Genomic DNA, 19,523 nt, shown 5'->3' with positions numbered 1-19,523 from the left:
TTTACATCGGGATTCATTGGAGCTATGATATATGGCAGGACCGAAGCTGAGCTAAGAACTATAGGACTTGCTTTTCAAAAAATAGCTAAGACATGAAGTATTGGGACTTGTAGTGAAAATAGAAGTACTATTTTACAATCTGTAAACTTGCTTGTACTTTTAATTATTTGGCTTTCACAAAGGGATGTGGTAACTTTGCATTTCATTTTAAAACAAATAATTATGTCATCAGTAGAGACTTCTTATATCCCTTACAAAGTTAAGGACATTTCACTGGCAGAATGGGGCCGTAAAGAAATCGGATTAGCCGAAGCAGAAATGCCAGGTTTAATGAGTTTACGTAAAGAATTCGGTCCAACACAACCGTTAAAAGGTGCGCGCATTGCAGGTTGTCTGCACATGACCATCCAAACGGCTGTATTAATCGAAACATTAACTGCACTGGGTGCTGAAGTTACCTGGTCATCTTGCAATATTTTTTCTACTCAGGATCACGCTGCTGCTGCAATTGCTGCTGCTGGTATTCAGGTTTATGCCTGGAAAGGTTTAAACGAAGAAGAATTCGATTGGTGTATTGAGCAAACTTTACACTTCGGTCCGGAGCAACAACCATTAAACATGATTTTGGATGATGGTGGCGATTTAACCAATATGGTTTTTGACAAATACCCTGAGCTGATTGCAGCTATTAAGGGTTTGTCAGAAGAAACTACAACTGGTGTTCACCGTTTGTACGAAAGAATGAAAAACGGAACATTGCACTTACCTGCAATTAACGTTAACGATTCGGTTACTAAATCTAAATTCGATAACAAATACGGATGTCGTGAGTCATTGGTTGATGCGATCCGTCGTGCAACTGATGTAATGATGGCTGGTAAAGTGGCTGTTGTTTGTGGTTATGGCGATGTGGGTAAAGGTTCTGCAGAATCTTTAAGCTCGCAAGGTGTACGTGTTATTGTTACCGAAATTGATCCGATCTGTGCTTTACAGGCTGCAATGGAAGGTTACGAAGTTAAAAAATTAGCTACTGCAATTAAAGAAGCTGATATCGTAGTAACCACTACCGGTAATTGTGATATCGTTCGCGAGCAACATTTCAGAGCATTAAAAGATAAAGCGATTGTTTGTAACATCGGTCACTTCGATAACGAAATTGATATGGCTTGGTTAAATGGCAATTATGGCGATACCAAAGTGGAGATTAAACCTCAGGTTGATAAATACACCATTGATGGTAAAGATGTAATCATCCTGGCCGAAGGTCGTTTGGTTAACTTAGGTTGCGCAACTGGTCACCCAAGTTTTGTAATGAGTAACTCATTCACCAACCAAACTTTGGCTCAATTGGAGCTTTGGACCAACACTGGTGCTTACGAAAACAAGGTTTATACTTTGCCTAAACATTTAGATGAAAAAGTAGCACGTTTACACTTAGAAAAAATCGGTGTAGAATTAGATGTTTTGGATCAACACCAGGCTGATTATATCGGTGTACCGGTAGAAGGTCCTTTCAAAGCAGATACATACAGGTACTAGTTCAGTTTACAGTTTTCAGTTCGCAGTAACTGAAATTTAATAATATCAAAGGGATGTGCAAATTGCATGTCCCTTTTTTTATTCCCTCCGATTCATTGGAGGAGTGCCTGCAAGGCGGGGTGTCACTAAGTCTGGGTGAGTCTCCTATTTTTTGAAAACGTTGGTTCCTGTTCTCTTCGGAGGTTTCAGTCCTGCTGTACACTTTATCCCGATAGAAGAATCGGGATGTTCGTTTCCATCAGGTTTATTTTACAAAGAATTGTGGTTCTTTCGCCCTTGAAAACTTACATTTGAAAAAAGAAGAAATGATGAAAAAGTTAATATTTGCTTTAATTCTTTGTGTATTTGCGTTTTCTGTAAATGCCCAAACCACGCCTCAAAAAGCTGCATCAGCAAAAGTAATCACCAAACAAACGGTAGATATTGCTTGCGGCGAATGCCAGTTTAAAATGAAAGGTAAAGACTGCGAGTTAGCAGTAAAAATAGATGGTAAATCTTATTTTGTTGATGGAAAAGGGATTGATGATTTTGGCGATGCCCATGGCGAACATGGTTTTTGCAACGCCGTGAGCAAAGCGGAAGTTACTGGCGAAATCGTGAACAACCGCTTTAAGGCGAAAGAAATAAAGTTATTGCCGGTTAAGAAATAGTTTTACCGCAAAGAAGGCAAAGTTTTTCGCAAAGATGCGCTAAGGATGATTTAAAACTATTTGAACCTAGCTTTGTGTTCTTTGTGCCTTTTTGTGTGCGCTTTGTGTTTAAAAATGCAGTAGATGTTTTAAGGTGAAAGAAATAAAGTTATTGCCAGTTAAGAAGTAGGTTTACCGCAAAGAACGCAAAGCTTTTCGCAAAGAGGCGCTAAGAATGATTTAAAACTATCTGAACCCAGCTTTGTGTTCTTTGTGCCTTTTCTTTGTGCTCTTTGCGGTTAAAAAGCAGGCTATTCAAATTCCTTTTCTAGCCCCTCTCTTAAATCGAAAAGTAGCCATTGTTTGCTTTTCACATCTGCCTGTCTGGTTTTTAGCAACTGGATGAAATCTTTCACCCCGATTTCTTCATTCCCGTTGCCGTGGATCAATACAATACTGCCCGTATTCGGCTGTTGTCCTTTTGCCAGCCAGGCATCACTGCCAATAGGAATTAATCCGTAGGCCTCGATCTTTTCTACAATGGTCTTATCCGATACCAAGCCGGGGAAACGGAAAAATACAGATGGCGTTAAACCATTTTTGAGCATCAGTTTTTCATTCTCCAATACCTCGACATCTAAATTGGTTCCAGAGGCCAATAGAAAGTTTTCAGCTAAGGGTAACTTATTTACTTCGTGGTTGTAGGTATGGTTTACCCAGGTGATATTTAGTTCCTTTTTCTCTACCAGACTTTTCAGCCAGTTCAAGTCATCTTGATGTTTCAGCATCCATTTGCCAGAAACAGAAATCGCGAGTGGCGCAGGCTGTTCTATCTTTTTAAATTCATCAAAAACAGATTGAAAAATAATCCTGTCTAAAGCCTTGTGCGAGGGACAAAGGTCGATCGTTAAGGTAATCCCCTTTTCGTTCGGGATGGCATGATCTATCCCTGCATTTTGAAGCTGTAGATCTTTAGCTGCCGCTGCTTCTATTGATTTAATATAAGCTGTGTTTTTGAAAATCGCCAATACATTTTGAAACTGTAAGCTGCTTGTGGTATAATTACTGGCCAGATCTACTTTGTTATCTAAAGTTTCTGGATTCACCAGCAATAAATATTTTTGATTATTTGCGGAAAAACTTCTAACTGCAATCAGCTTTTCGTTATCGCGGGCGGCTGTAGCAAAGTTTACCTTGTAGCGTTTGATATCATCAAAATTTTGTGCAAAAACTTTAATACTAAAAAAGCAAATGGAAAAAATAATGAGAAGCAATGATTTAGATAACTTCATATTTCCTTATTTAAAATCTTTCTAATTTAAGCCAAATCCATTATCTTTACAAACATCGCCATGAACAAAGAAAAAGTAAAATTATGGTTTAAGCGGGTGGGGCTGGTTGGGTTTTTATTCTTCCTGATTAAAGGATTAATATGGCTTGTAGTTTTCTACTTTATTGGCAAAAACGTTACCTAAATAGTTCATTTGTTCACTGGTCATTCGTTTATTAATGCCATACCAATTACATAATTAGTCTTCTAAGTCAAGCGTCATCCTGATCCGATAGCTATCGGATTTGTTTCAGGATCTGTTTCGAAAGTATTCCAAAACTTTTCTATCTAAAAGTAAATAACATATTCGCGAGGAAATTCCACACAAAAACAATCACTATTGCAAAGAATTTGGCTACGTAAAAATTGGTTCCGTTTTTCCTTTGGTGGAACAGGTAAATGATAAAGGTGTTTAGTCCTAAACCGATTAAACTCACCACTAAAAACTTGCTAAATTCGGTTCCCCAATGCGTATTGGTACTTTCGAAAGTCCAAACCCGGTTAATCAGATAATTATTGGTTACCGCCAAAGTAAAGCCGATGGCATTAGAAATATATTTATTTATTTTAATCTTTTCCTTACACAACCAGGTCGCGCCGAAATCTATTGCCATCCCGAGGAAACCTGTTAATCCAAATTTTAAAATGCGGAAGAATAAATCCATGTTAATGTATTTTAACCAAATAAAATCGCTCTAAAACCTGAGGGCGTGTTTTTGCGTTTAAAAATTTACCTGTGAGTTTGGTGGTATGAAAATATTCAAACGATTTTAGAACTTCAGCATGGTATTCACTTTTCAATTTTGTTAATTCCTGTTCTGGAATGTATATAACCAAGTCTTTTAGGTGCTTTGATTTGTCGAGATCGGTATAATTATGAATATATTTTACTTCACCAGGGGCATAAAAATCAAAAGAAAACGCATCTATATAATTTAATACTGCAGGTTTAGCAGTAGGGTAATTTTGCTTTAACCAATTACCTGCCTGCATACCCGATTGATATTTTAAAAGGGCCGGGTAGAAAAAAATGAAGAGAAATATCATTAAACCAACAGATAAAAATGCACTTCTGGCAATGATGGTTTCCAATAAAATGCCTTTAAATAGTAAGAAAGAGATGGCGAGAACAACAATCAGGATGCCGATAATTAAATATGGGCTTTCAAATCCAAAGAAAAAGGCTAAGACAGAAAGTAAGGCAATAACCAAAATGAAAATGATGTTCTGTATAATGAAGAAGGTTTTTAAACCGTTGCCACCAAGCTTCCTTAAGTACAAGGCTGTGATGATCGAAAACTGAGGAAAGATGATCAATATATAATGCGGCAACTGAAATTTAGAAAGCGAAAAGATCAGAAAAGTAACCGCTGCACTTGCCCAGATCATAATGCTTTCGGGCGCTAAAGCTATTCTATTTTTTCTTTTGAATAGATTTACAACGGCCGTATAAAATAATACAGACCAAGGAAGGAATGCCCAAAGGGTAGTGTGTAGAAAAAAGGAAATATCCCCTTTGCCTTTAATTGGACCATTGTTAAAAAACCTTCCGAACTGACTGTCCCAAAAGAAAAATTTTAAACCCGAAACACCGGTTCTTTCAAAAACGATTTTTTCGGGATGCAGATCGAATTGTGTGTAAAGTGAATACAGCTCAGGGGTAATAAAAATAAAAATCAAAAGAATGGCGATATACCATTTTGGTTTTAAAAGCTGACGGTACTGTTTTGTAAGCAACCAGTAGATAATAAAACCGGCAAATACAGGAATCAATACAAAAATTCCTTTGATCAATATCGCGCAGGCCGCAAAAAATGAACCTGCTACAATGTGCCAGAAAGAATTTTGATGTGCTTTATAATAATGGTAAATAGATGCTAATGTAAAAGTGGTAATATAAATTTCGGCCCTAACATCAAATGTAGAGGTGATGATATGCAAGGCACTTAGAAAAATTACCGCACTGATCAATCCGGTTTTTTCATCGTATATATCTTTGGCTAATTTGTATAAATACCACGCACCCAGTAAACCGAACAGAAATGATGGTAACTTATAGGCGAAGGATGAGATTCCAAAAATTTTAAAGGATGCTGCAGAAATCCAAAAAGTGAGGTGAGGTTTGTCCAACCAGTCGGCCCCACGGCCATAAAGGTTAAACCAATCTTTAAACAGGATGATGTTTTTAGACATGGAAGCATACAATGCGCCATCGGGCTCCATCACGCCACCAAAAAGTGCTGGTATACTCGCAATTGCAAGTAAAACGATCAGGAATTTATATAGTGTTGTATCTTTTAAGTTCATTTACAAGAAGCAAATATGAGCAAAAAAAAGTCAAATTTTTTTAAGGTTTAAGATTAACAGAGGCAAAGCCTTATCTTTGCTTCATGACAAAGTTATCGGTTAATATCAATAAAATTGCTACACTTCGCAACAGTCGCGGGGGTAATAATCCTGACCTGGTTAAGGTTGCATTAGATTGCGAACGTTTCGGTGCACAGGGAATTACCGTGCATCCAAGACCTGATGAACGCCATATCCGTTACCAAGATGTTTACGATTTAAAGGCTGTTATTGCGACAGAATTTAATATTGAAGGAAATTGCAGAGAAGATAAATTTGTTGATCTGGTTTTGGCCAACAAACCTGCTCAGGTTACATTAGTGCCTGATGCCGAAGGTCAGATTACTTCAAACCACGGTTGGGATACGGTTAAACATAAAGACTACCTGAAAGAAATGGTTGCCGTTTTCCAGAAAGAAGGCATCCGCGTTTCTATTTTTGTAGATCCGGTTGTAGAAATGGTTGAGGGTGCTGTGGAAACCGGAACAGACCGGATTGAATTATATACCGAGGCTTATGCACATAATTATTTTGCCGATCGCGAAAAGGCAGTAGTGAGTTACATTGCTGCGGCACATCATGCCAACAAATTAGGCTTGGGAATTAACGCGGGGCATGATCTGGATTTACACAACCTACATTATTTTGCGCAGAGCATCCCAGGTTTATTAGAAGTTTCAATTGGTCATGCGTTAATTAGCGATGCACTTTATTTAGGTTTGGAAACCACCATTCAGAAATATTTACAACAATTGGTTTAGTTTTTAACCACAAAGTACACTAAGAAGTGCACAGAGAAACAGAGCCTCTGCGTACTCGGTGAAAGACTCTTTTCCTCTGTGGTTAGATAATATAAATATGTTAAAAGGAATTCTCCTTGTTTTTTTTGGTGCCTGCAGTTTTGGTATCCTCTCTACTTTTGTTAAACTGGCTTATCATGAAGGTTATACGCTGGGTGATGTTACAGGGGCTCAGGCTTTCTTTGGTGCCGTAATTTTATGGGTACTATTTTTCTTTCAAAGCAGAACCGCTGGTTATAAAGCCAAAACAATTATCATTAAAACACCTTGGTGGAAAATGGTGCTGGCAGGAACATGTACTGGATTAGTGAGCGTGTTTTATTATCAATGTGTAAAACTTGTGCCAAATTCGGTAGCCATCATTTTGTTAATGCAGTTTATCTGGATGAGTATTTTAATGGAATACCTCGTCTTTAAAAAGAAGCCCACAGGCTTACAGCTCCTGGCAATCCTGTTGGTCTTAGCTGGAACTGTTTTGGCCAGCGGAATGGCTGAAACAAGTATCAAGACCATGGATTTAAAAGGGATTGGTTTCGGTTTGTTGGCTGCAATTTCTTATGCAGGCTTTTTGCTACTGAGTGGCCGGATTGGAAATGAATACGCTCCATTGCAAAAAAGTGCCTTGATGATTACCGGTGCCTGTATATTGATCTTCATTATTTTTCCGCCAATATTCTTGTTTAACGGTGCTTTAAATGGTAGTTTATTAAAATGGGGATTGATTATCTCCGTTTTCGGTACGGTTATTCCGCCTTTATTCTATGCAGAAGGCGTACCCAGAATTGGAACAGCCATAAGTTCGATATTAAGCGCCGCAGAGTTGCCCGTTGCTGTGATGATGGCGGGTTTTGTGTTACAAGAGCAGGTATCGTTTTTAAGGTGGGTTGGCGTTGTGGTAATTTTATCAGCGATGGTTTTGCCGAATTTAAAATATCTAAAAAAGAARTAATCTCGTTTTTACCACAAAGTACACAGAGTGAAGGCACAGAGGGCACAAAGCCGGGCCATTATTTTTAACAATTAAGGATGTAGGGTGCCTGAARTCTCTGTTCTCTCTGYGAAAACTTAGTGCACYCTGTGGTTTATATTGGTAGCATATCAAAAAATTAAATATCTTTAAAAAAGCATAAAGCATATACACATGAAAAAACTTACTATTTATATTTTATCCTTTATCATCGTCGGATTAGCCGCATGTAAAACCAAAACGACCATCAATCAGGACGAAGCTGCTGAGGTAATTACAGATTATTTAAAAGCCAATCCCGAATATAAAACCGCCAGGTTTAATTTTGGGGAGATCAAATTCAACAGCACAAACGACATGTTCGAGCTTGGGAAATATAAATCCTTAGCGAGTAAAGGTCTGGTTTCATTAAGTTTAAAGGAAGCAAAGAAAAAATTCTTATCGAAAGATAGCAGTTACGTTTATCAGATCACTTTAACCGATAAAGCAAGTCCGCTGGTGTTGAAACAGGATGGTGATAAGGCAACCGTAAAAGTTGTAGAATATGTTTTAGCCGATGAAAAGCCTGTAGATTTTGCACAGGTAAATTCCAGTACAGCCAAAGTTACGGTATCACTTAAAATGACAACAACAGATTTCGAACCCTTTGATAAAGACGCCAATAAAAACAGCAACTTCATTACCAAAACCTATAAATTAAAGCTGAGTAAAGACGAGGGTTGGAAGGTGCAGAAATAAGTTGAAAGAATAAAGCTAAAAGCCTAATCCCTATTGCGCCCTGTAACCTCTGTTTCTTGYAGGGCCCGATGTTTTTAAACCCGACAGCAGCGAAAATCCTTTTTGTTTGCAGTAATCTTCAGTATGACAAGAGAGTAGCAAAAAGATTGTAGCAAATGGCGGGAACAAAATGAATTTTAGCATAGCCATTGCTTTTCAAACCTATATGATATGCAAAAATTAATTACGAATTCTTTTTCCGCAGATAGGTTTTAAGCTTCTTAAAAAGATCTTCTTTTTTAGGCCTTTCCTTACCGCTATGTGTTAAATTGTTGTCGTAATGGTTTAGCAGTTCTGCAGCATAATCTTTTTGAGCTTGATTACCCGACCTTAATACCTCGATAAACCGAACGGCATTGTGATTTAAGGTGCTGTTAAATGAAACGGCATAGTATTCACTCCGTTCCGATGGATTTCTATTTTTATTGTTTTCCTCGGCGCCATTTTCTGCAAAGTAATCGGCATGAAGAATAAGCGGGTTTAATTTTTTCAATCTCTTAGTACCTTTACGCTCATTCCTCCATGGATGTTCTTTTTTATAGAGTTGGGCAAGCAGAAAATCTTTTTTCCAAAGGGTAATCTGGTGCGACATTAAATAATCTGATGCCTCATTATCGATCTCCGCAATATTAAATCCTTCGATAAAATTAATGGTTTCTTTCGTTTTGTAAACGCCAGAACTATGGAGTTTAACCTGTTGCCAGCCATTTTTAGTCGCCTGTTCGAACAGTACTGTAAAGAACCTAGGATTTACGGGTTTGCTTAACCACATATCTTCCTGGAAATAGAGTACATATTCTTCGTTTATATTACTTAACAGCGTTACCAGGCGATCGGCCCATTCGCCGTTGCCCGATTTGATGTTTGTAAAGCCATTCACATCTGCGTTTTTTACTTCTGTAGCGAAATAATAATTACATGGTATTTTAAAATCCCAGTTTTCTGAGAAAGTGTAATCAAAACCTTTATAAAGAAATTCGTAACTATCGCAGGCATGAACTAAAAGTGCGACGTTATTTTTGCAAGTTGACATAAAAGAACACAGGTAAGTAGGTTTCAAATTTACGGAAATGCTTTTTTTCTTTCCTTTGGTAGCTGATATTTTACGTTGTAGCTACTTATTGATTCGGCTCAACAGGATGCAAAAAGACTGAAGTTAACCATGGCGACAAACTTAAATTTCGGAAGAGCCATCGCTTTCCTAATAATGGGTTAATCAAATAAAAATGAACAAACGTTTGTCTTTTAGTTTGTGCATAAAATCTACCTATTTTGTCGCTTTTAACCGCAAATAATACTCCTTTTTTACACTGATATATAGCAAAATACAGCTTCGTTTTTGCTACCTTTGCACGCAAATTTATTATTCATACCGCATGAGCTTAAATATCCATTACAAGGAAGATTTTCAAAATCGTCATATTGCACCAAATGAGGCAGATACAGTCGAAATGTTGCAAGCTGTTGGCGTAAATTCTATTGATGAGCTGATTGAACAAACTGTTCCGACGGCAATTAGGTTAAAACAGCCGTTAAACTTGCCTGCAGCGAAATCAGAAACTGAATATCTTGGTGCTTTAAAACAAACTTCATTGTTGAATAAAGTTTTCAAAAGCTTTATCGGACAGGGTTATTATGATACTATTACCCCGGGTGTAATTTTACGTAACGTATTCGAAAACCCAGGATGGTACACACAATATACACCATATCAGGCAGAAATTGCACAGGGCCGTTTGCAGGCTTTGTTAAATTTCCAAACGATGGTTATCGATTTAACCGGAATGGAAATTGCCAATGCATCTTTATTGGATGAAGGTACTGCTGCTGCTGAAGCGATGTTTATGCAATATAGCTTGCGTAAAAATCAGGCTGCTAAAAAGTTCTTCGTTTCTGAATTGCTTTTCCCTCAAACGATCGATATTTTAAAAACACGTGCTAATCCTTACGGTATTGAACTGGTGATCGGAAGTCATTTAGATTTCATAGCCGCTGAAGATTTCTTTGGTGCAATTGTTCAGTATCCAGCAGGAAACGGTGAAGTTTTCGACTACAAAGACTTTGCATCGGCATTGCACAATCAAAATATTAAATTAACTGTAGTTGCCGATATTTTAAGCTTAACCTTATTAACGCCTCCGGGCGAATGGGGAGCTGATGTGGTAGTAGGTACTACACAACGTTTAGGTGTACCAATGGGTTTTGGTGGGCCACACGCTGCATTTTTCGCAACTAAAGAAGAATATAAACGTAACATCCCAGGTCGTATTATCGGTGTAACCATTGATAGTCATGGCGATTATGCTTTACGTATGGCTTTGCAAACCCGCGAGCAGCACATCCGTAGAGATAAAGCAACATCAAACATCTGTACCGCACAGGCATTATTGGCGATTATGGCCGGTTTTTATGCCGCTTACCATGGTCCGAAAGGATTAAAAGCTATTGCAGAACGTACTCACGGATTGGCCATCAGCTTAGCTTCTACGTTGAAAGGTTTAGGCTTTGAGCAGTTAAATTCTGCTTATTTCGATACGATCCGTTTCGATTTAGGCGATTTAAAAGGTGGTATCCATTCTGGATGTATCGATAACGAAATCAACTTAAATTATTTTGGTAACGTCGCAACTATTTCGTTCGATGAAACCAGCACTTTCGAAGATGTAGCTTTAATTGCTAAAATCTTTGCTAAAGTTAAAGCTATTGCTGCCGATCAGGTTGAAGTGGTAGAAAATGTAGAAACGGTTATCCCTGCTTCATTACAACGTACCTCAGCTTATTTAACACACCCAATCTTTAACGCACATCACTCAGAGCATGAAATGTTGCGTTATATCAAATCATTAGAAGCAAAAGATTTATCGCTTTGCCACTCGATGATTGCTTTGGGTAGCTGTACCATGAAATTAAATGCAACGGCAGAGATGATTCCGGTTACCTGGTCTCACTTTGGTCGCATCCACCCGTTTGCACCTGCTGATCAGGTATTGGGTTACTATTCGGTTTTCAATGAGCTTGATAAATGGTTAAGTGAAATTACCGGATTTGCCGCAATGAGTTTACAACCAAATGCTGGTGCTCAGGGCGAATATGCAGGTTTAATGGTTATCCGTGCTTATCACCACGATAGAGGCGATTTCCACCGTAATGTGGCGTTAATTCCTGCTTCGGCACACGGAACAAACCCTGCTTCTGCTGCAATGGCCGATATGAAAATTGTTGTAGTAAAATCTTTAGAAAACGGTAATATCGATGTTGAAGATTTAAAAGCGAAAGCAGAATTACACAAAGACAACTTATCGTGTTTGATGGTAACTTACCCATCTACTCACGGTGTGTTCGAAGAAAGCATTATCGAAATCTGCGAAACCATTCACGCTAATGGTGGACAGGTATATATGGATGGTGCTAATATGAATGCACAGGTTGGTTTAACAAGTCCGGCCAATATCGGTGCCGATGTTTGTCACTTAAACTTACACAAAACTTTCTGTATTCCTCACGGTGGTGGCGGTCCAGGTATGGGCCCAATCGGTGTGGCGAAACACCTGGTTCCTTATCTTCCAGGTCATGCCGTGGTTGATATTGATAAAGGAAAATCTATTTCCGCAGTTTCATCTGCACCTTGGGGTTCGGCTTCGATTTTGATTATCTCTCATGCATATATCGCAATGATGGGTGCTGAAGGATTGACCAATGCTACTAAATATGCTATTTTAAACGCAAACTATATGAAAGCGCGTTTGGAGCAACACTATCCGGTGCTTTATTCAGGTGCTCAAGGCCGTTGCGCACATGAGATGATTTTAGATTGCCGTTCGTTCAAAGCTTTCGGAATCGAAGTAACTGATATCGCAAAACGTTTAATGGATTATGGTTTCCACGCACCAACGGTTTCTTTCCCGGTTGCGGGTACTTTAATGGTTGAGCCTACCGAATCGGAGCCTAAACATGAGTTAGACCGTTTCTGTGATGCCTTAATCGCGATTAAAAACGAAATTACCGCTGTAGAAAATGGTACTTTAGATAAAACTGATAACCCATTAAAAAATGCACCTCATACGGTTTCGGTAATTACCGCTAACGAATGGGATCATGCATATAGTCGTCAAACAGCTGCGTTTCCACTTCCTTATGTGTTAGAGCGTAAGTTCTGGCCTTCAGTTGGTCGTGTTAACGATAGCCATGGTGATAGGGCATTAATCTGTGCTTGTCCGCCGATTGAGAGTTACTTAGAAGAGATCGTTCCTTAATAAGGTAGAAGGCGGGAAGGTAGAGGGTTTAAGGTTTTCCTTTCCATCGCCTTAATTACTCCCAATCGTCATTGCAAGGAGGTACGACGAAGCAATCTATTTAGATAAATCATCTGCAAGTTTTATGGATTCATTTCATAAGGCTTGCAGATTTTTTTTTTGGAAATGAATGTCACTTTTTCATCGGAGGCGGCAGTCCTGCCATTCACTTCAATCTTTTTGTGGTTTCTGCTCTCGTTATCGTCATTGCTAGGAGAAACAACGAAGCAATCTTTTACTGTAAGTGCAAACAAAAAGGATTTTCGCTACTGTCAGGTTTATAAAGGAGGGGACTGGGTGGGAAACCAATTCAGAACGAGCGGTATTTAACTTAGCGGGTGCAATAATATAAATCGCGGGTAAGTTAATATAAATCACGGGTGGGTTAATGTAAATCGCGGGTGCGTTATTATAAAAATAAGGTCCGTTATTGTAAAAAGCGGATGCATTAATATAAAAGCCAAACGCAGTAATATAAAAAGCGGGTGCTTTATTTATAATTTAAAGACCAGCTGCTTTTGATCCCATTTCATCGGCTTCTTTTTCTAAATCAGCATCGTCGTTAACTGTTATATCGGAATTTAATTGTGTTGTTGGTTTAACTCTACCTTGTTTTTGCTGTACCACATGCCATGCCTCATGCGGTAAATGCGCTTCTTCATTAGCAGCTAAATGAACATCAGTACCATTCGCATAGGCCAAAGCATTTAATTGTGCAGGTTTATCCGAATTCAGATGTACCGTCACTCCATTCATCGAAATGCCCGAATTGCTTCAATGCCATTTTTTAAATTATCGGGTAGATTTTTTTTTGCCATGATTTAGTTGCCGATTTCAATGCCTTTATAGATCAAGGATTCTTCTTATTTTAATAAACCTTCAGAATTTACATTGTATCCTAAAATTTTAATCTGGTCGTTTTCTGCAGTTAAAGTAACTGTTTCTTTTGCTTGAAATTTTGCCCTTTCTACAATATAATAAAGCACGTAACGCGCTGATGCATTCGAACCTCTTATCACTTTCGTTTCCCAGTGATCTAGTTTTTTGCTTTCTATCTCGCCCAGCTTGTTGGCAGTTCCGGTTAAATAATCATTTAATTTTTGTGCGTTGGTTACTGCTTTAAATTGATTGCTAAGAAGATGGCTTAGATTTTTCAAATCATTTTTCTCAACAAAAGTATAAAACTGATCCGCTACTTTCTCCGCATCTTTTTTATCTTCCTCGCGGTTTAAATAAGTGCTGTTGAAATTACAACTGCTTGCAATAAGTAATAAGCTGAATAAATATAATGAAGCGTAAATTTTATTTTTCATGAGCATTTAATATTATTTTCTAAATATAGAAGATTATTTTTTCTATGAACAGTATAGAATAAAATTAAGCATGATAGGTAGGTAATAAATATTTGCATTTTTTAGGCGATGCCAAGGAAACCCTCTACCTTAAACCTTCCGCCTTCTATCTTTCTATATTCACATTAAAAAGTAAACAAATTAAACCATTGCTATATTTCTGCAGTCAATAGAATGATTTTAAATAAATCCGATTATTTTTGAAAAAACTTAACATAGGTCAATAACAAGAGATCGGGAGTTAATCTATATTTGTATCAAATTATAAAAAACCAGAAAATGAAATTAAAAATTAGCTCAATTTTTTTATTAGTGGCAGTTGTAGCATTGTCAGCTTTTAAAAACCCTACTAAACCAGTAACTTATACTGTAGATGCAGCAAAATCAACCATTACTTGGGTTGGTAAAAAAGTAACAGGTTCTCACAACGGAACTGTAGCTTTACAATCAGGTACCTTAGCCGTTAACGGTAAAAGTGTAACTGGTGGTACATTTGTAATTGATATGGCTTCAATTAAAGATGCTGATGGAAGCGCTAAATTAGAAGGTCACTTAAAAGCAGACGATTTCTTCGGTACAACTAAATTCCCAACTTCAACTTTCGTAATTACTAAAGTTGCTGGTTCAGGATCAAACGTAACTGTATCAGGTAATTTAACCATCAAAAGTATTACTAAACCATTAAGCTTCCCTGCAACTGTAACGGTTAATGCAGATGGTACAGCTTCGGCTTTAGCAGGTAAAATCGTTGTTGATAGAACTAAATATGACATCAAATACGGTTCTAAATCATTCTTCGATAGCATTGGCGACAAAGCAATCGATGATAACTTTGAATTAGCTGTTAAATTGGTAGCTAAGAAATAAACTTCACTCAACCCTCCCCTTAATGGAAGGACTTGAAATGCAAAAGGTCTCGATATTTATCGGGACCTTTTTTGTTATGTGCCAGCTGAAGCGGGCAACAATGAATGATTGGTAAGTAAATCAGGTGAAGATGAATTTGATTGTGGTTCGGCTTTAGCCAACCACGATTTAAGAAAATAATAAATCGCCTTTTAGCCTCAGTATACTAAATCCACCATAGGTCTGTTTCCCCTAAACCCTAAACCCTAAACCCTAAACCCTAAACCTACCTAATCCTAAATCCACCTTCAATTGCATCAACAAAACCAGTTGCAGCACTTTTACCATGGTAGAATAAACATTCCCAGTTTTCCTCAGCAGCACTTTTACCAAATTCTTTGCGTAATTCCATCGCCTTGCGACCATCGAAATCGTATTTGGCAATAAAATTTTTAACCAGTTCTTCTGGCTCGGGTAGCACGTCACCTCCAAAAAATATCTTTTGTTTACCTTCGGTTAAAAGGAAAACCTGGTGGTTGGGACAGTGTGCACCCGTAAATTCGTAAGAAATGGTTTCATCTAATGCGCCATCGCCCTCTACAAATTTTAATTGTGCATTGCGTTGTACAAAATCGAAAATATCGGTATGGTAAGAAGATGAAGTGCTGCTAAATGCTGTTTCCCATTCGCCTCGGTTAATTACATATTCAGCATCAGGGAAACTTAATTCAACTTTATCGTTGCCTTGTTTGTGAATCATGCCCCCAGAATGGTCGTAGTGTAAGTGCGACATTAACACCTTGGTTACATCAGTAGGATCGAAACCTGCATTGCGGATGTTTTTATGCAAAATCAGTTCGCCATGGTCATCACTAAATCCTAAACCCGTATCAAAAAGTACGAGGTCGTTTTTCAGCTCAACCAAAAAAGGCTGAACGTTAATGAATAGCGATGCGGGTCTGTCTTTAAAATGATGTATGGCGGGGTCGAAAGGAACAAATTTCTTTGTTGCATCAACAGAATAAGTACCTTCGAATAGGGTGTGAACTTGCAAAATGTATTAAATTTAATTGTTAAGGTTTGAAGACTTTTTGATTTCTGAGATTATGTAACTCATTACAGATTTTACAATACTATTTACTTGTAGAGTTGTATAAAATTTACCATAAGCTAATTCCATGAGGTTTAATGCTTGGTGTTCATCATGAGCTTGATAGGAATTTTCATCGAAGTATATGTCGAGATTATATTTAATATTTATTTCCTTCTTAGAATTTTTTAATGTTGCACATTCGAAATATAAATGACAGGTATTAATTTTAAAATCATTTAAAGTTACGGTGGATAATTCCGCTTTTTCAATATCAATCCCCCAATTTTCTTCATCAGAATTTACATAATCGATAGTAATCCAGCTATGAAACTCATTAAAAAGGTTCTACCATTACCATCATCAAATGGATGAATTCGTACAAAACGGTAATGTAAAAGAGCCGCTAAAAGAACTGGGTTTTCTTTTTCGTTATTTTCATTAAACCAGGCCACCAATTCGGCCATTTCATTTGAAACATCAGCTGGGGCAGTATAATGGAAAATTTCCCCATTCGAAAGCCTTACTGAATTTGGTGTTTTTTTGTATTCACCTGGTATAATCTGCTTACGCGTATCTTGTCCATCTGCTGTTATGGCATCTTTCCAAAAAGGTTTAACCAAGATTTTTGCATTTAAATCTCTTATGAAATTTTCCAATAAAGGTCTTTCTGTTTCGGCTGCTTCTTCCTGGATCATGCGCAAAGCAACATCATGTGCCTGCATTTCCTGATACTCACGATAATCGTGCGTTCCTTCTGTTTGATCAAAAATTAATAATAACTCCGTTTCCCCATAGGTTAGGGTATTGCCTTCTAAATGATTGGAATTAAAATTAAATTCTAAACGAAACTTCTTATCAAGCTTAGTTTGATTTTCAGCGCTTAAAGGCTTTAAAGAATTAAGCAGTTCTGATTTTTCTTTAATTTCGGATAGCAAGTTTTTAGAAAGCATGGCAAAGATTTAACTTTTAATGAAAGATGTTAAATTAAGAATAATCTATAAACAAAGGTAACAATCTAAACTTGAGTATTTGTTTTGGTAAAAGCTTGGATACTTCCTTTTTTTGTAAAATATGATGCTTAAATTTCAGGCATGAATCTCCGAATCTTAATTTTTATGCTGGCTTGTAGTTTTTCGATACAGCTAAAAGCACAGCAAAAACCAAACGTAATTATTGTATTGGCTGATGATATGGGTTATGCTGACATTTCTTGTTATGGAAGTCCGCTGATCAAAACGCCATTTTTGGATGGAATGGCTACGAAAGGAATAAAAGCTACAAACTTCGTAACCACCTCACCAACCTGTACGCCATCGAGGGCATCTTTGCTCACCGGAAGATACTGTAGCAGGATGGATTTACCATGGCCAATAGGTCCGGGCGATAAACGTGGTATGCCTGAAGATGAAATTACTATTGCACAGATGCTTAAACAATCAGGCTATGCTACCGCTTTGGTCGGTAAATGGCATTTGGGCGATCATGGTGTTTCGCTGCCAAATAAAAAGGGTTTTGATGAGTTTTATGGGCTTTTATACAGCCACGATTATAGAGCGCCTTATGTTAAAACTGATACAACAATCAAGATATTTAGAAATACCAAACCAGAAATATATAAACCGCACGATAGCATTTTAACGAGTTCTTACACCCGCGAATCGATCAAATTCATTAAACAAAGTGCTACAGCTAAGAAACCATTTTTTCTCTACCTGGCGCAAAATATGCCACATTTGCCTGTTGCTTTTGCGGCACAAAAAAGTAGAAAAACACCTTCTGCCGGTGGTGAACTTGGCGATGTAATCGAAGATATGGACGCCGGTTTAGCTGCTATCTGGAAACAGGTTGTCGCTTCCGGACAGGCAGACAATACCATTTTTATCTTCACCAGCGATAACGGTCCGTGGATTAATGCGCCACAGCGCATGTACGAGGATGGTTATACCAAATTTTACCATGTTGGCTCCGCAGGAATTTTTAGGGGTTCGAAAGGGATCTCTTACGAAGGTGGCCATCGCGTTCCATTTATTGTGTATTGGAAAGGGCATACCCTTAACAATACCCAGTTAACCAAGCCCATTTCAAATCTGGATGTTTTTCCTACACTGGCCGAATGGACTAAGAGTAAATTACCTCAAAAAGTGTACGACGGGGAATCTATTTCAGCCTTGCTAACCAGTAAAAACAATACTAAACCTCACCGCCCGATTTATTACCACAATTATGTTTTAGAAGGCGTAAAAGATGGCGACTGGAAGTTGAGGATTACCAGAAAAGACAATAAAGAACTTACCGAACTTTACAATTTATCGTGGGATCCGGCAGAACGTGTGAATTTAATTGATGATGCAAAATATGCGAGTCAAAAGGCATATCTGATCAAGCTTTATCAAGAATATCCCGGAAATTCGAAGTAAAATTTAACTTTTTGTTTTTAAAGGTTTTGTTCGTCCACCTGTTAGATATTGCCTCCATCATATCCAATTAAAATGTATATTTACTGTTCGGAGACAGAATAAATGGAAAAAAGATGGGTGCTGGCATCAGATTGCAATGATGCTGCGATAACAAAAATAGCAGAACAACTTAATATAGATCGCTCACTTGCACAAATACTCGTACAACGGAATATTTGTGATTTCGATCAGGCCAAAGATTTCTTCAGGCCAGATCTTGACCATCTTCACGATCCTTTTTTAATGAAGGATATGGATGTTGCAATCGCCCGCATTGAAACTGCATTATCCAATCACGAAAAGATACTGATCTATGGCGATTATGATGTAGATGGTACAACTTCAGTTGCACTGGCTTTCAGTTTCTTTTCGCAGCTCACTAAAAACATCGAATATTATATTCCCGATCGCTATTTAGAAGGTTACGGCATTTCTACGGCAGGGATTGATTATGCCAATGAAAATGGGTTCTCTTTAATTATTGCCTTAGATTGTGGAATAAAATCTATCGATAAAATTGATTACGCCAACAATTTAGGTGTCGATTTCATTATCTGCGATCACCATTTACCTGGAGATGAACTACCTCAGGCTATTGCCGTTTTAGATCCTAAACGCGCTGATTGCCCATATCCTTTTAAGGAACTGGCCGGTTGCGGTATAGGCTTTAAACTTGCACAGGCATATGCGCAAAAACATCAGCTCCCTAAAGAAACTTATCTGCAGTATTTAGATTTGGTTATGGTAAGCATAGCTGCCGATATTGTTCCGGTAGTGGGGGAGAACAGGATTTTAGCCTATTACGGCTTAAAAAAATTGAATTCCAATCCATGCGAAGGTTTACGTGCCCTAATGGAAGTTTCGGGCAAAACCGAAAACTATAGCATTACCGATGTGGTTTTTACCTTAGGTCCGCGGATTAATGCCGCCGGAAGGATAGACCATGCTAAACATGCAGTTGCCATGTTGCTTTGCCAGGTAGATGGAAATGCATTAGAGCAGAGTGAACTGATTAATCTTAAAAATACTGAGCGTAAAACCTACGATCAGGACATTACCCGCGAGGCTTTGGCTTTAATTGGCGAAAGCGATATCC

18 protein-coding genes are annotated in these 19,523 nt (G+C 38.0%); 10 read left to right on the top strand and 8 right to left on the bottom strand.

Features of this window, described 5'->3' with window-relative positions; all coding sequences use genetic code 11:
• The first annotated feature begins 222 nt into the window (after positions 1-222).
• Positions 223-1,539: an adenosylhomocysteinase gene (gene ahcY, locus AC1DND_RS00860; RefSeq protein WP_029277793.1), complete on the top strand. Its 1,317-nt coding sequence runs from the start codon at positions 223-225 to the stop codon at positions 1,537-1,539.
• Between the two features lie 308 nt (positions 1,540-1,847).
• Positions 1,848-2,189 carry a DUF6370 family protein gene (locus AC1DND_RS00855; RefSeq protein WP_477578322.1) on the top strand — a complete coding sequence of 114 codons (342 nt, stop codon included), beginning with the start codon at positions 1,848-1,850 and terminating at the stop codon, positions 2,187-2,189.
• Between the two features lie 290 nt (positions 2,190-2,479).
• Here AC1DND_RS00855 and AC1DND_RS00850 read toward each other — a convergent pair whose 3' ends face one another.
• Complete coding sequence (locus AC1DND_RS00850; RefSeq protein WP_477578320.1) at positions 2,480-3,460, bottom strand: polysaccharide deacetylase family protein; 981 nt, start codon at positions 3,458-3,460, stop codon at positions 2,480-2,482.
• Positions 3,461-3,520: 60 nt separating this feature from the next.
• Between AC1DND_RS00850 and AC1DND_RS00845 the strand changes: the two genes are divergently transcribed.
• Positions 3,521-3,643, top strand: a complete 123-nt coding sequence (locus AC1DND_RS00845) for a hypothetical protein (RefSeq protein ID WP_262890336.1) — start codon at positions 3,521-3,523, stop codon at positions 3,641-3,643.
• Between the two features lie 139 nt (positions 3,644-3,782).
• On the opposite strand, the gene AC1DND_RS00840 is transcribed toward AC1DND_RS00845, so the two are convergent.
• Both AC1DND_RS00840 and AC1DND_RS00835 read right to left on the bottom strand, forming a co-directional pair.
• Positions 3,783-4,163 (bottom strand): GtrA family protein, encoded by a 381-nt coding sequence (locus tag AC1DND_RS00840; RefSeq protein ID WP_029277767.1) that lies wholly within the window; start codon positions 4,161-4,163, stop codon positions 3,783-3,785.
• Between the two features lies 1 nt (position 4,164).
• Positions 4,165-5,805, bottom strand: a complete 1,641-nt coding sequence (locus AC1DND_RS00835; protein WP_477578317.1) for an ArnT family glycosyltransferase — start codon at positions 5,803-5,805, stop codon at positions 4,165-4,167.
• A gap of 83 nt (positions 5,806-5,888) precedes the next feature.
• Between AC1DND_RS00835 and AC1DND_RS00830 the strand changes: the two genes are divergently transcribed.
• The 3 genes from AC1DND_RS00830 (at position 5,889) to AC1DND_RS00820 (ending at position 8,349) form a co-directional block, all read left to right on the top strand.
• A complete protein-coding gene (locus AC1DND_RS00830; RefSeq protein WP_477578315.1) occupies positions 5,889-6,605 on the top strand; it encodes a pyridoxine 5'-phosphate synthase in 717 nt (238 codons plus the stop codon).
• A gap of 97 nt (positions 6,606-6,702) precedes the next feature.
• The gene (locus AC1DND_RS00825; RefSeq protein WP_477578314.1) at positions 6,703-7,593 is read left to right on the top strand and encodes an EamA family transporter; all 891 of its coding nucleotides are present in this window, start codon (positions 6,703-6,705) and stop codon (positions 7,591-7,593) included.
• 192 nt (positions 7,594-7,785) lie between these two features.
• A complete protein-coding gene (locus tag AC1DND_RS00820; RefSeq protein WP_477578312.1) occupies positions 7,786-8,349 on the top strand; it encodes a hypothetical protein in 564 nt (187 codons plus the stop codon).
• A 223-nt stretch (positions 8,350-8,572) separates the two neighbouring features.
• Here AC1DND_RS00820 and AC1DND_RS00815 read toward each other — a convergent pair whose 3' ends face one another.
• Entirely contained in the window at positions 8,573-9,421 is an 849-nt protein-coding gene (locus AC1DND_RS00815) for a hypothetical protein (RefSeq protein WP_477578310.1), read from the bottom strand.
• 343 nt (positions 9,422-9,764) lie between these two features.
• On the opposite strand from AC1DND_RS00815, the gene gcvP reads away from it, so the two are divergent.
• Entirely contained in the window at positions 9,765-12,641 is a 2,877-nt protein-coding gene (gene gcvP, locus AC1DND_RS00810; protein WP_477578308.1) for an aminomethyl-transferring glycine dehydrogenase, read from the top strand.
• 540 nt (positions 12,642-13,181) lie between these two features.
• Here the strand turns inward: gcvP and AC1DND_RS00805 are convergent.
• On the bottom strand, positions 13,182-13,436 hold the full coding sequence (locus AC1DND_RS00805) for an eCIS core domain-containing protein (protein ID WP_477578306.1): 255 nt from the start codon (positions 13,434-13,436) through the stop codon (positions 13,182-13,184).
• A gap of 107 nt (positions 13,437-13,543) precedes the next feature.
• Entirely contained in the window at positions 13,544-13,993 is a 450-nt protein-coding gene (locus tag AC1DND_RS00800; RefSeq protein WP_477578304.1) for a hypothetical protein, read from the bottom strand.
• A 318-nt stretch (positions 13,994-14,311) separates the two neighbouring features.
• Here AC1DND_RS00800 and AC1DND_RS00795 point away from each other — a divergent pair, with 318 nt between their 5' ends.
• Positions 14,312-14,899 carry a YceI family protein gene (locus AC1DND_RS00795; protein WP_477578302.1) on the top strand — a complete coding sequence of 196 codons (588 nt, stop codon included), beginning with the start codon at positions 14,312-14,314 and terminating at the stop codon, positions 14,897-14,899.
• Positions 14,900-15,164: 265 nt separating this feature from the next.
• Here AC1DND_RS00795 and AC1DND_RS00790 read toward each other — a convergent pair whose 3' ends face one another.
• Positions 15,165-15,932 (bottom strand): MBL fold metallo-hydrolase, encoded by a 768-nt coding sequence (locus AC1DND_RS00790; protein WP_477578300.1) that lies wholly within the window; start codon positions 15,930-15,932, stop codon positions 15,165-15,167.
• 338 nt (positions 15,933-16,270) lie between these two features.
• Positions 16,271-16,921: a Fic family protein gene (locus AC1DND_RS00785; protein ID WP_477578298.1), complete on the bottom strand. Its 651-nt coding sequence runs from the start codon at positions 16,919-16,921 to the stop codon at positions 16,271-16,273.
• Between the two features lie 141 nt (positions 16,922-17,062).
• Here AC1DND_RS00785 and AC1DND_RS00780 point away from each other — a divergent pair, with 141 nt between their 5' ends.
• Together AC1DND_RS00780 and AC1DND_RS00775 are read left to right on the top strand one after the other, a co-directional pair.
• Positions 17,063-18,388: a sulfatase-like hydrolase/transferase gene (locus AC1DND_RS00780; protein ID WP_477578296.1), complete on the top strand. Its 1,326-nt coding sequence runs from the start codon at positions 17,063-17,065 to the stop codon at positions 18,386-18,388.
• A 102-nt stretch (positions 18,389-18,490) separates the two neighbouring features.
• Positions 18,491-19,523 (top strand): single-stranded-DNA-specific exonuclease RecJ (locus AC1DND_RS00775; RefSeq protein WP_477578294.1); only part of this gene is annotated, 1,033 nt, incomplete at its 3' end.

Source organism: Pedobacter sp. 01N416, from assembly GCF_056399685.1.
The sequence above is the reverse complement of the archived record's forward strand: the minus strand, read 5'-3'. Positions and strand labels throughout refer to the sequence as shown.

Coding starts and splice junctions, on each gene's coding strand:
- ahcY (WP_029277793.1), top strand. CDS start 223: ATGTCATCAGTAGAGACTTCTTATATCCCTTACAAAGTTAAGGACATT.
- AC1DND_RS00855 (WP_477578322.1), top strand. CDS start 1,848: ATGAAAAAGTTAATATTTGCTTTAATTCTTTGTGTATTTGCGTTTTCT.
- AC1DND_RS00850 (WP_477578320.1), bottom strand. CDS start 3,460: ATGAAGTTATCTAAATCATTGCTTCTCATTATTTTTTCCATTTGCTTT.
- AC1DND_RS00845 (WP_262890336.1), top strand. CDS start 3,521: ATGAACAAAGAAAAAGTAAAATTATGGTTTAAGCGGGTGGGGCTGGTT.
- AC1DND_RS00840 (WP_029277767.1), bottom strand. CDS start 4,163: ATGGATTTATTCTTCCGCATTTTAAAATTTGGATTAACAGGTTTCCTC.
- AC1DND_RS00835 (WP_477578317.1), bottom strand. CDS start 5,805: ATGAACTTAAAAGATACAACACTATATAAATTCCTGATCGTTTTACTT.
- AC1DND_RS00830 (WP_477578315.1), top strand. CDS start 5,889: ATGACAAAGTTATCGGTTAATATCAATAAAATTGCTACACTTCGCAAC.
- AC1DND_RS00820 (WP_477578312.1), top strand. CDS start 7,786: ATGAAAAAACTTACTATTTATATTTTATCCTTTATCATCGTCGGATTA.
- AC1DND_RS00815 (WP_477578310.1), bottom strand. CDS start 9,421: ATGTCAACTTGCAAAAATAACGTCGCACTTTTAGTTCATGCCTGCGAT.
- gcvP (WP_477578308.1), top strand. CDS start 9,765: ATGAGCTTAAATATCCATTACAAGGAAGATTTTCAAAATCGTCATATT.
- AC1DND_RS00805 (WP_477578306.1), bottom strand. CDS start 13,436: ATGAATGGAGTGACGGTACATCTGAATTCGGATAAACCTGCACAATTA.
- AC1DND_RS00800 (WP_477578304.1), bottom strand. CDS start 13,993: ATGAAAAATAAAATTTACGCTTCATTATATTTATTCAGCTTATTACTT.
- AC1DND_RS00795 (WP_477578302.1), top strand. CDS start 14,312: ATGAAATTAAAAATTAGCTCAATTTTTTTATTAGTGGCAGTTGTAGCA.
- AC1DND_RS00785 (WP_477578298.1), bottom strand. CDS start 16,921: ATGCTTTCTAAAAACTTGCTATCCGAAATTAAAGAAAAATCAGAACTG.
- AC1DND_RS00780 (WP_477578296.1), top strand. CDS start 17,063: ATGAATCTCCGAATCTTAATTTTTATGCTGGCTTGTAGTTTTTCGATA.